Source organism: Corynebacterium sp. NML130628 (assembly GCF_001875665.1).
Classification (GTDB): domain Bacteria; phylum Actinomycetota; class Actinomycetes; order Mycobacteriales; family Mycobacteriaceae; genus Corynebacterium.
The window spans coordinates 61,662-73,533 of record NZ_MLAL01000018.1; the positions used below are offsets into that span (position 1 = coordinate 61,662).

10 protein-coding genes are annotated in these 11,872 nt (G+C 66.1%); 1 reads left to right on the forward strand and 9 read right to left on the reverse strand.

Annotated elements, in window-relative coordinates:
• Positions 1–26: 26 nt before the first annotated feature.
• Complete coding sequence (locus tag BJP07_RS05715) at positions 27–1,241, forward strand: alpha/beta fold hydrolase (RefSeq protein ID WP_071566550.1); 1,215 nt, start codon at positions 27–29, stop codon at positions 1,239–1,241.
• Here BJP07_RS05715 and BJP07_RS05720 read toward each other — a convergent pair.
• Genes BJP07_RS05720 through treS form a run of 9 tightly spaced genes read right to left on the reverse strand, consistent with a single transcriptional unit; the run spans position 1,221 to position 11,872 of the window.
• Positions 1,221–2,129, reverse strand: coding sequence for a ribokinase (locus BJP07_RS05720; RefSeq protein ID WP_071566551.1), 909 nt, complete (start codon positions 2,127–2,129; stop codon positions 1,221–1,223). The two genes, BJP07_RS05715 and BJP07_RS05720, sit on opposite strands and share 21 nt — an antisense overlap.
• Positions 2,130–2,147: 18 nt before the next feature.
• On the reverse strand, positions 2,148–3,473 hold the full coding sequence (locus tag BJP07_RS05725; RefSeq protein ID WP_071566552.1) for an ABC transporter ATP-binding protein: 1,326 nt from the start codon (positions 3,471–3,473) through the stop codon (positions 2,148–2,150).
• The gene (locus BJP07_RS05730; protein ID WP_071566553.1) at positions 3,457–4,242 is read right to left on the reverse strand and encodes an ABC transporter permease; all 786 of its coding nucleotides are present in this window, start codon (positions 4,240–4,242) and stop codon (positions 3,457–3,459) included. The genes BJP07_RS05725 and BJP07_RS05730 overlap by 17 nt, the downstream gene beginning before the upstream one ends.
• Positions 4,239–5,147, reverse strand: coding sequence for an ABC transporter permease (locus BJP07_RS05735; protein ID WP_071566554.1), 909 nt, complete (start codon positions 5,145–5,147; stop codon positions 4,239–4,241). Before BJP07_RS05735 ends, BJP07_RS05730 begins: the two co-directional genes overlap by 4 nt.
• Positions 5,144–6,589 (reverse strand): ABC transporter substrate-binding protein, encoded by a 1,446-nt coding sequence (locus tag BJP07_RS05740; RefSeq protein WP_071566555.1) that lies wholly within the window; start codon positions 6,587–6,589, stop codon positions 5,144–5,146. The genes BJP07_RS05735 and BJP07_RS05740 overlap by 4 nt, the downstream gene beginning before the upstream one ends.
• 11 nt (positions 6,590–6,600) lie before the next feature.
• Entirely contained in the window at positions 6,601–7,587 is a 987-nt protein-coding gene (locus tag BJP07_RS05745; RefSeq protein ID WP_071566572.1) for an LLM class flavin-dependent oxidoreductase, read from the reverse strand.
• 10 nt (positions 7,588–7,597) lie between these two features.
• On the reverse strand, positions 7,598–8,962 hold the full coding sequence (gene brnQ / locus BJP07_RS05750; RefSeq protein WP_071566573.1) for a branched-chain amino acid transport system II carrier protein: 1,365 nt from the start codon (positions 8,960–8,962) through the stop codon (positions 7,598–7,600).
• Between the two features lie 59 nt (positions 8,963–9,021).
• Positions 9,022–10,152 (reverse strand): phosphotransferase, encoded by a 1,131-nt coding sequence (locus tag BJP07_RS05755; RefSeq protein ID WP_071566556.1) that lies wholly within the window; start codon positions 10,150–10,152, stop codon positions 9,022–9,024.
• Between the two features lie 10 nt (positions 10,153–10,162).
• A complete protein-coding gene (gene treS / locus BJP07_RS05760) occupies positions 10,163–11,872 on the reverse strand; it encodes a maltose alpha-D-glucosyltransferase (RefSeq protein ID WP_071566557.1) in 1,710 nt (569 codons plus the stop codon).

Genomic DNA, 11,872 nt, shown 5'->3' on the forward strand with positions numbered 1-11,872 from the left:
GCTAGTGGGGGTATAGCATGAGGGCCATGTCTCTGTTTGCTTCCCCGTTACACTGCGTTGATGTCCCCTTCGAGCGCGAAGGCATGCAGCTGTTCGCGCGCATCGTGCGCAGCGCCACGACCGCGAAGGACGCACCGGCGTTGCTCTTCCTCCAGGGCGGCCCGGGCTTCCCGAGCCCGCGCGAGCGCTTCGAGTGGATTGAGTACGCCACCAAGCGCGGCTACCAAGTGGTGCTGCTGGATCAGCGCGGCACGGGCCGCTCCTCCCGCATCGATCGCGCCATGCTTGACGACGCCACCATCGACTTCACCTGCCTCCGTGCCGACGCCATCGTGGACGACGCGGAAGCACTGCGCCACACACTGGGGCTGGCGCAGTGGGACGTGCTGGGCCAGTCCTTCGGCGGGTTCTGCCTAGTGCACTACATGCTGCGCTACCCGGAGTCGCTGCGTGCGGCGCTGTTTACGGGTGGGTTGCCCTCGATCAGCAGGGGCGTGGACGAGGTGTACGAGGCGACGTTCGCCACCGTGCGGGCCCGCCACGAGGAGCTCTTCAACGCAGTGCCGTGGGCGCAGGAGCGCATCGCGGAGGTGTGCGAGCACCTCGAGCAGCGCGAGGAGTTCCTGCCAACCGGGGAGCGGCTGAGTGCGCGGCGCTTCCGGACCATCGGCACGCTGTTGGGGCAGGAGGGCGGCGCGGGCACGATCGCGACGCTGCTCGAGGCCCCCTTCCACCCGAACGGTGCGATGCGCACGGACGTGCTTGCACAGATCGGCGCGCTGGTCAGCTACGAGTCCGGCCCGCTCTACGGGGTGATCCACGAATCCATCTACGGCGGTACCGTGCCGGGCGCGACCGCGTGGTCGGCGCAGCGCGTCGCCGAGCGCACTCCCGGCTTCGGCGCCGACGAAGGGCTGCTCACCGGTGAGCACGTCTTCCCGTTCCAATTCGACGAGGACCCGGCACTGCGCCCCTTCAAGCAGGCGGCGCACGAGCTGGCGGCCAAGGACGACTGGCCAAACCTCTACGCAGGCGCTGCGGGGTTCAACGCGGCCGACCACGGCATTCGGACCGCGGCGGCCGTCTATACGCAGGATATGTACGTGCCGCGCCAGTTCTCCCTCGAGACCGCCGAGGCGCTCGGCATCAACGTGTGGGAAAACGAGCACATGCAGCACGACGGGCTGCGTAAACACGGCGAGGCCGTGCTGGGTGCGCTGTTAGAAATCGTAGGCGTCTAGCTCGGCGGCGCTCGGGTAGGAGGGCTGGGCACCCGGCTTGGTCACCGCGATTGCGCCGACCTTCGCCGCGACCTTCGCGGCCTCATCCAGCGTGTCGCCCTCGACGAGTCGGTGGCACAGCGCGCCGGCGAACGCGTCGCCAGCGCCGACGGTGTCGACGGCCTCCACACGCGGCGTATCCACCGGGCGCAAGCCCTCCGCGTCGGCGATGAGCGCTCCGGCCGCGCCGAGGGTGAGCACGACGGAGGCGAAGCCGGCGTCGAGAAGCTGCTGGGCGAGCTGCTCCGGGGTTTCCTGCGGGGAGACGCCGAGCTGCTCGAGGATGAGGCCGGCCTCGTGCTCGTTGGCGAGCAGCGGGTCGGCGGCGAGCAGTGCTGCGCGGTCCACCTCCACGACGGGGGCAAGGTTGACCACGACGCGCGCACCGTGGGCCTGTGCCAACTCGACCGCCTTGGCGAAGCCGTCCGCGGGGATCTCGCCCTGCAGCAACACGAGCGAGGCGTCCTCGATGGCGGCGACGTGGCGGTCAACGTGGTTCGCGTCCACCTCGGCGTTCGCGCCGGGCACGACCAGGACGGTGTTCTCGCCGTCGGCGGCCACGGTGATCACGGCCAGGCCGGTGACCTCCTCTTTCTGCTCGACGTGGGTGAGGTCCACGCCCGCGACCTCCAGGAGCGCGAGCGCCGGCGCCGCGTTCGAGTCTTTGCCCACCGCGCCGACCAGCGCCACATGCGCGCCCAGCTTCGCGGCTGCGCACGCCTGGTTGGCACCCTTGCCTCCGGCGGTGAGCCCGCCGCCTTCGCCCAGTAGGGTTTCGCCCGGGTTAGGGTGGCGGGCAACGTTGACGGTGAGGTCTGCGTTAATGGAACCAACTACTACGATCTTCATACCCACCCACAGTAGCGTCTAAAACATGCTGTCGATGAGGCGCCGCGTGTATTCGTGCTGCGGATTGCGCAGGACGTCCTGCGTGCGGCCCTCCTCCACGATTTCGCCCTCGTGCATCACGATCGTGCGAGGGCACAGCGCGCGCACCACGCCGAGGTCGTGGGAGACGAACACGAGGGTGGAGGCGAGCTCGTCGAGCAGGGTGAGCACCTGGTTACGCAGGGTGGCGTCGAGGGCGGAGACGGGCTCGTCCGCAAGCAGGATATCGGGGGTGGCGGCGGTCGCGCGGGCAATGGAGATGCGCTGGCGCTGCCCGCCGGAGAACTCGCGGGGGAAGCGTCGCTCGGTGCCCTCAAGACCGACCGCGGCAAGCATCTCGCTGGCCCGCCGCGTATCGACGCCCGCCTCCTCCACCGACGCCCCGACCCGCATCCGAGGGTCCAGGGAAGAGTAGGGGTCCTGGAACACCATCTGGCAGCCGCCGTTGATGCGGACCTCCCCGGAGTCGACGCCACGCAAGCCCGCGATGACGTGCAGGAGGGTGGTCTTTCCGGAGCCGGAACCGCCCACGATGCCGATGCGCTCGCCCCGGCGGACCTCAAGGTTCACGTTGCGTAGTGCTTTGGTGGTGCCGCGGGTGACGGAGACATCACGAAGGGTGACCACGGGCACACTCACCTCACGCGGGGCGGATGCGAGCCGCGGCAGCGTCGGGTTGAGCAGCTTGCGCGAGTAGGCGCTGTCCGCCGGCTCGATCGCCCCGGCGCGAAACACCAGGACTTCCTGCGTCATGTGGTTGACCACGGGCATGTCGTGGGAGATGAACAGCAGCCCCATGCCGCGGCGGCGGACCACGGTGTCGATGAGGTCCAGGATCTGGCGTTGGACGGTGACGTCGAGGGCGGTGGTGGGCTCGTCGCAAAGTAAGAAGTCGGGGTCGCCGGCGAGGGCAAGCGCGATGAGCACGCGCTGTCGCTGCCCGCCGGAGAGCTCGTGTGGGTAAGCCTCGGGGCGGTCGACGCCGACTTCCTGCAGCAGGTGCCGCGGCACGACCTTGCCGATCTTCTTGAGCGGGTCGAGTGCCGTCATGGGTTCTTGGAAGACCATTGCGACGCGAGAGCCGCGCACGCGGCGGCGGGTCCGCTCGGAGGTGCCGATCATTTCGACGCCGTCGACGGTGATGGAACCTTCGGCCGGTAGGTCCGTGAGCCCCATGATGGACAGCGCCGTGAGTGACTTGCCGGACCCGGACTCGCCGATGATGCCGAGGCGCTGGCCGCGTTCGAGCGTAAAACTGATGCCGTGCAGCAGGCCCTCGATGCGGAGGTTAGAAACGTTGATCACGGTGGCCCCCTGCTACGTTGCACGCGAGAATCGTCAGCGCGATGGCCAGCGCCGGCCACAGCGCAAGGTGCGGGGCTGCGGCCAGGTAGGGCTGGCTGGCCTGCAGCATCCGGCCCCAGGACGCGTAGGGTGCCTGCACGCCGAAGCCCAGGAAGGATAGGCCCGACTCGGCCAGCACCGCCATGGAAAACGCCACCGCGATCTGGGTGATGACCACCGGCAGGATGTTCGGCAGCACGTGGCGCCACGCCACCATAATCCCAGGCACCTTGTTCAGGCGCGCGGCCAGGATGTAGTCCTGGGACATCACGCGAAGCGTGGCCACGCGCGAGACACGGACGAACCCGGGGATACCCGCGATGCCAAGGGCGAGCACCACGATCCACATGCTGGCGCCGAACGCCGCCGTGAGCGCGATGGCCAGCAGCAGCGCCGGAAACGCCATGAGCACGTCGCTGCCGCCCATGACGGTGCGCTCCGTCCAGGAGCGGCGCATGCCCGCGAGCACCCCGAGCGGCACGCCCACGAGCAGGGAGAGCGCCGCGGCACCTGCGCTCGCAGCAACGGTGTAGCGCGCGCCCATCATGATGCGCGAGAGTAGGTCGCGACCCAGCTCGTCGGTGCCGAGCAAGTGCGTGGCGCTTGGTGCGGCGAGGCGCTGCGCCGGCATGGCCTGCAGCGGGTCGTAGGGCGTCCACACCAGGGAGAGCACCGCCACGAACACGATCGCCCCCAGGGTTGCCCACCCGGCAACTCGTTTCGGATTCACTTCGCCCTCCTGACACGCGGGTCAACGACCCCGTAGGCGATGTCCACGAGCGCGTTGACCAGTAGCGTAAACGCCACCAGCAGCATCATCGTGGACTGCACCGCTGTGATATCGCGGTTGCGCACCGAGTCCAGCAGGAAGGAGCCCAGGCCGGGGATGGCGAAGACTTGCTCCACAACCACGGCGCTGACCACCAGCGCGGACAGCTGGATCCCCACCACCGTGAGCACCGGCAGCGCGGCGTTGCGAAGCACGTGCTCGCGCACCACCTGCGTCATGCTCGCGCCGGTAGAGCGCGCGGTGCGCACGTAGTCGCGCTCGAGCTCCTCGGAAACCGCGGTGCGGATATACCTCGCCAGGATCGCCGTCTGCACGGCGGTCAGCGACAGCACCGGCAACACCGCGTGCGCAGCCGTGCCCCACCCGTTGGCAGGCAACCAGCCCAAACGCACCGAGAACACCGCCACGGCCACAATGCCGACAACGAAGCTCGGCACCGCCATGCCCAACTGTGTCAGCCCGGACAGCACCGCACTGTTTCGCCGCGCCAGCCAGATCCCGACAGGAAGCGCGATGGCCAACGACAGCGCCATCGCAGCCACCGCCAACACCAGCGAGACCCCCGCGCGCTGCCAGATCACCGGGCCCAGGTCCGCGCCGCTTGCCAGCGACACCCCGAAGTCACCGCGCAGCATCGCGACAATCCAGCTCACGTATTGGGCCACCAGCGGGCGGTCCGTCCCTAACGTGTGCGACAGCTCCGCCACCGCCTCATCCGAGGCGTTGAGCCCAAGCGCGATGCGCGCCGGGTCGCCCGGGATGGCGCGCAGCAGCAGGAAAATCACCACGCTGGCCGCAGCGAGTAGCGCGAGCAGCCGCAGCAGCGTTGATGCAACGTGTTTCATCGGCGCACCTCGTTCAGCGGCAGGGAGTCGGTGACCACGTTCGGGTCGAGCCCGTGCACGCCCGGCGCGTAGAGCACGATGTTCGGCGCGTTGACCAGGGTGAGCGCCCCGGCGTCGGCCATGATGGTGTCCACCGCGGCCCGCAGGTCGCCCTGCGCCATGAGCTCGCGGGCGTGCGCGGAGTCGTAGCCGAAGTAGTAGTCCGGGTTGCCAAACATGTGCACCATGTCGCGCGGCTCCACGTGCGAGATAATCGACGCCTGATAGTCGTGCTGCTTGTGCACCTTGTTCAGCCACACCGCCGGGAACTCCACGGTGTGCAGCGTGACGCGGAAGCCGACGCTGCGAAGCTGGGAGTAGATGAGCTCGCCGGCGGTCTGCGCGTACGGCCTGCTGGGCACCTCGATGGTGATCTCTGGGGTGCGCCCCGCGAGCAGCTGGCGGGCTTTGTCGGGGTCGAAGGGGTAGTAGTTGGTGCCGGTAAACCACGGGTCGGTCGGCGGGACGGGCGCGCCGCCGGTGTCGGTGGCAAGCCCGTTGTAGACCACGGCGTTGAGCGCGTCGCGATCGATGGCGTATGCGACGGCCTGCCGCACGGTGACGTCGTCGAAAGGCTCAACCTTGTTGTTCATGCTGAAGATCACCTCGCCGTTGGTAGTACCGACCGCGGTGGTGATGTCGTCTGGCAGGGCGTCGATCAACTGTGGCGCCTGCATTGCCCACACGACGTCCACATCGCCGACGCGCAGCGCATTGACCGCGGCGATGGCGTCGCCGAAGTAGCGGATCATCGCCCCGCTTTGCGGCTTTGTGCCCCAGTAATCGGGCCGCGGGTCGAAAGAAATCACGTAGCCGGGCTCAAACGAGCGCAGCGTGTATGGGCCGGTGCCCAGCGGGTCGCGGGCAAGCCGGCTCACGGAGTCGGGCGTCATCATCGCCCCCGTCATCGTGCCCATGGACCACAGCCACTGCTCGTTCGGGGCTTTCAGCGTCACCTCGAGCGTGCGCGGGTCCACCGCGCGGGCGGATGCGACCGGGTCCATGTTCTCCTTGATGCCGTTGACCCAGGAGTCCTTTACATAGTTGATGGAGAAGACGGCGTCGTCGGCGTCGAAGGGGGAGCCGTCGGAAAACGTCACGCCCTCGCGAAGATCGAAGGTGTAGACGGTCCCGTCCTCGCTTACGCGCCACGAGGTCGCCAACCACGGCTGAGGCTCGCCGTGGGCGTCGATACGCACGAGCGTCTCATAAATGTTGCCCATCAACGCCTGGGGCGCCGCGGCACCGCCGATGGAGGTGAAGTCGAGGCCCGCTGGCGGCCCTTGCGTTGCGACGACCACATCCTCCCGCGGCGCCGCAGGACCGCACGCGGCGAGGCTCATCCCAAGCGCGGCGCCGAGCGTCGACGCCACCAGCCCGCGCGACAGGGTGCTGAAATGCATGGGTGTAGAGTCTAGCGGTCCCAGACTCCTGCGAGAATTTCCATCGAACGCAGCGCCTCTTCGTGCGTCGGGGCCTGCAGGGAAATCATCAGTTCGTCCGCGTGCGCGGTGGCGGCGAAGTCGGTGAGGTAGCCGCGGACCTGCTCACCGGTACCGGCTGCGGTGTAGCGCAGCATGCCGATAATCTGCTGGCCCTGTGGGGAGCGCACAACTTCGTCGAGCTGCTCGTCGCTCAGCATGGTGCCGCGTCGACCGATCATGGCGCGTACCCGGTTGCGGTGCACCAGGTGGGTCTGGCGCTCGGCGTCCTCGGCGCTGTCCGCCGCCGTGACATTGACGGCCGCGATGCAGTAGGGCTCCGGGTAGCGCTCAGACGGCTCGTAGTTTTCCTTGTAGTACGCCGTGGCCTGCTCCAACATGCTTGGCGCGAAGTGGGAGGCAAACGAGTACGGCAGGCCGAGCTTCGCTGCCAACGACGCCCCGAACATGGAGGAGCCGAGGATATACAGCGGTACGTTCGTTCCTGCGCCGGGCACGGCGGTGACTCCGGCCAGCGGGGAGTTATCGCTGAGCCACGCCTGCAGCTCCAACACGTCCTCTGGGAAGTGTTCGGCCGCCCGCGGGTCGCGCCGCAGCGCCCGGCCGAGCGTTTGCTGGTCGGTGCCCGGGGCGCGGCCAAGACCGAGATCGATACGCTTCGGGTAAAGCTCCTCAAGCATCCCAAACTGTTCTGCAACCACGTACGGCGAGTGGTTCGGCAGCATCACGCCACCTGCGCCGAGCCGAATACGTTCAGTCTTCGCGCCGATATGGGCGATGAGGACCGAGGGCACCGAAGAGACAATGCTGTGCATATTGTGGTGCTCGGAATACCAAATACGCGAAAACTCCAGCGACTCCGCCTTCTGCGCGAATGCAACGGAACGCTGCATTGCGTCGGCGACGGACTCGCCGGAGTATCGGGTGCAAAAATCAATCAGTGAGAGTGGGAGAGACATGGCCCCCACCCTACGCGGTAGCTGCCTCCACGTGTTGTTGCGGGCGAGCGAAGTCAACCACTAGACCAACGATGAACGCGATGACTACCGGCAGGACCCAACCCAGGCCAGCATCGTGCAGTATTGACCAGCTCACCAGCGGGGTCAGGGCGCCGGCAGCCCAGCCCAGGGAAATGAACGTCTCGATTGCGGACCAGACCACAGCAACCCAAATCGGCAGGAAGAGCGCCCAGTGGAACGCCATGCGGCGCTTGAACACGGGCTCGATCAGGGTGACGAAGATCAGCGCGATCGCCGGCGGGTACAGGAAACCGATGACCGGGGCGGCGATCGTCATCACGAAGTCCAGGCCCTGGGTAGCGATGACCATGGAAGTGATGGTGAAGATGACAGCCCAGGTGTGGTACGAGCCTGCGAACTCGGTGGAGAAGAACTCCGCGGTTGCGGTGATCAGGCCGACCGCGGTGGTCAGGCACGCCAGCAACACGATCAGCGAGAATACGATCTGTCCAGCCTGGCCCATCGTCAGGTTGGCGGCTTCTGCCAGCAGGCCAGCGCCGTTATCGAACTGGTCAGAATCAGGCATCACGCGGCCGATCATGCCCAACCCAACGTAAATGAGTGCCAACAGCGCGCCCGAGCCAGCACCGGCCGCGATGGTGCCGTTGACCAGCTTCTTGCCTTCAGGGAAGCCCTTCGAACGCAGCGTGGAAATTACAACGATGGAAAACGCCAGCGCGGCGATGGAGTCCATCGTCAGGTAGCCCTCCAGCAGGCCGGTTGGGTAGGGGCCGGACTGGTAGTGCTCGGAAGGCGCGGATGGTTCTGCGCTCCAGCGCGACAGGGAAACCGAAATCATCACGACCAGCAGGATGACCAGCGCCGGGGTGAGGAACTTGCCCAGCTTCTCCATGATTGTGTTCGGGTTCCAGCTCAGCGCCAGGGCGATGCCGAAGAAGATGACGTTAAACACGCCGGAGGCGAAGAGCCCGGAGACGTTGAACAATGGGGTGATCGCGGTCTCCATTGATACCGCGCCGGTACGCGGCAGGGCGTAGAACGCGCCGATGGACAGGTAGGCGAGCACCGGGAAAACGACGCCGAAAATGCTGCCTGCGCGCTGCGCAAGGTCGCGGACGTTCGTGCCGGACAGGGCAATCGCGATGACGGCGAGCACCGGCAGCAGAGCGCCGGTGCTGAGGAAGCCGAGGATGGCAGGCCAGAAGTTATCGCCTGCCTGTACAGCCAGGATTGGTGGGAAAATCAGGTTGCCGGCACCGAAGAACATGGAAAACAGCGCCAGCGCGGTGACGATGACCGCCTGGGTGGAGTTCCCCTGTTTCGTGCCCGTTTGAGCGTTCTGTGTGTGGTCCATTGCCACACAATACAACACACAGCGAAAAAATGGGAAATCTTTTCCATTCTGTGAGACGCTTATACGAGTGTTTCGATCGCTTTCAACGGAATCTCCACCCAATCAGGGCGATTGTTTGCCTCGTACACCACCTCGTACGCCGCCTTATCCACCACGTACGCAGCAAGGACTGGGTCCTCGCTCGCAGGGGCAGTGCCGTAGCCTTCCAACAGCTTCTCGACGTGCTCCCGCTCCCAGGCAGCGTCAAAGTTGCCCACTGCCGCGGCGTACCCGTAGGAACGGATCATCCCGGCGACATCGCGCAGCGGGTGATCGGGTAGGCGGCGCTCCTGCAGAGGACGCGCGGGTTCGCCTTCGAAGTCGATGAGGAACCACTGCGCATCCGTCTTGAGCGTCTGCCCAAGGTGAAGGTCGCCGTGGACACGCTGCGTGGTCAGAGCTGTGGCGGTGGTGGTGGCGGAGCTGGCGTCGAGAAGCGAGTAGAGCTTCAGGATGCGCTCGCGATACTGCTCGAGCACCGGCGCGCGCTGAATGTAGGAGTCGAGATGCTGCGTGAGCCGTGTGCGCAGCGCCGACGGGCTGGCGGTCTCGGTCGGGAAGGCGTCGGCGAGCGCGGTGTGTACCTGGCGGATCGCCGCGCCGAGCGCTTCGGTGTCGTCGGTGTCGAGCGTGCCGCCGGAAGCGAGCACGAACCCGTCAGTGCCACCCACGATGCGGTCTTGCTGCATCGCCAGGGTCTGGCCGTCGCGGGTAGCGTAGCCGCGCACCGCGGCGACGGCGGGGCAGTCCGCGATCTGGCTCAGCAGCTCCACATCCGGGTTCAGCCCGTCCTCGAGGCGGCGGAACACCTTCACAATGTGATCGCCAACCACCAGCGAGGTGTTCGACTGTTCGGCCCCGAGTGGACGCGCACCAGCAGCGTCGATGGCGCCCTCTACCGCGCCAAACTTTGCGACGTTAGCCAGGTAGGCCTCGGCGCCCTCTGGGGTGTGCAGGACGTCTTGGGTGCCGGTGGCGTCGACAAACACTTGGTAGTGGTCGACTGTGCCGCCATGGTGTACCGCGAGAATCTGCCACGTGAACTGCTCCCCGGTGGTGGGGGAGGTGACAGTTTCCGCGGCGACGACGTCAATGGCGTCGACCGGCTCGGACTTCGCGCCGTAGAAGCGCTGCGCAGCAATATCAATCATGTGACCAATGTTAGGAGATATCGAACCAGAAGAAGCCATGAGGCGCGAGTGTGCTCAACCACGGCAGCTCACCGATGGCCGGGAACTCCTCACCGCCGGTCAGCTCGCGGGGCACCACGCCGTTGTAGCCCGACAGATCCATCTCGACGGCCTGCGGGCGCGAGGACATGTTGTGCACGCACAGGATTCGCTCGCCCTCATACTCGCGGATAAACGCCAACACCTGCGGGTTCTCATGGTCAACCTCGATGTAGGAGCCACGCCCGAACGCGCGGTACTGCTTGCGGATCATGATCATCTGGCGCACCCACTGCAGCAGCGAGTTCTCCAGCTTCATCTGGGACTCCACGTTGACAATGTCGTAGCCGTACTGGTCGTTGCGCACCGGCGGCAAATAGAGACGCTCCGGATCCGCGTGCGAAAATCCACCGTTGCGATCGTTCGACCACTGCATCGGAGTACGCACACCATCGCGGTCCGGCAGCCAAATGTTGTCGCCCATCCCGATCTCGTCGCCGTAGTACAAAAACGGCGACCCAGGCAGGGAGAGCAGTAGCGCGTGCGCAAGCTCCAGGCGATCGCGGTGCCCACCCAGCAGCGGCGCAAGCCGCCTGCGGATGCCCACGTTCGCGCGCATCCGTGGCTCGAACGCGTAGTTCCGGTACATGAACTCGCGCTCCTGGTCCGTCACCATCTCGAGCGTGAGCTCGTCGTGGTTGCGCAAGAACATGCCCCACTGCGCGGACTCCGGAATCGGAGGTGTCTCACGCAGGATATCGACGATCGGCTGCGCCAATTCCTGTCGAATCCCCATGAAGATGCGCGGCATGACAGGGAAGTGGAACGCCATCTGGCACTCGTCACCCTCGCCCTCACCGAAGTAGGCGACGACCTCCTCCGGAAGCTGGTTCGCCTCCGCAAGCAAGAAGCGGCCCGGGTACTCTTCGTCGAACATTGCGCGGACCTTCTTAATAAACTCGTGCGTCTCCGGAAGGTTCTCCGACGACGTGCCCTCGCGCTCGAAGAGGTACGGGATAGCGTCGAGGCGGATTCCGTCCATCCCCAGGTCCAGCCAGAAGCGGATGACGTCCAAAATCTCCTGCTGAACCGCCGGGTTGTCGTAGTTGAGGTCCGGCTGGTGGGAGAAGAAGCGGTGCCAGAAGTACTGCTTGCGTACCGGGTCAAACGTCCAGTTGGACTCCTCGGTGTCGATGAAGATGATGCGGGTGCCGGCGTACTTCTCCGGGTCATCTGACCACACGTAGTAATCCCCGTACGGGCCGTTCGGGTCGCGGCGGGACTCCTGGAACCAGGGGTGCTGGTCGGAGGTGTGGTTGATCGGAAAGTCGGTGATGATACGGATGCCGCGGCGGTGGGCGGCGTCGATAAGGGAGACGAAGTCCTCCACCGTGCCGAACTCTGGCAGCACCTTACGGAAGTCCCTGATGTCGTAGCCGCCGTCTTTCAGTGGCGAGTCGTAGAACGGTGGGATCCAGAGGCAGTCGACGCCGAGCCACTGCAGGTAGTCCAGCTTGGACTCGAGGCCCTGCAGCGTGCCGGAGCCCGTGCCGTTCGGGTCGAAGAAGGCGCGGACCAGCACCTCGTAAAACACCGCGTCCTTGTACCACTCTGGGTCGGGGCGTTCCCACGGCTCGGCGGCCGGGGTCGGCGTGGCGAAGTCAGTGGCCTGTGGGGTAGGGAGTTTCGTGTTTTCGTCCAT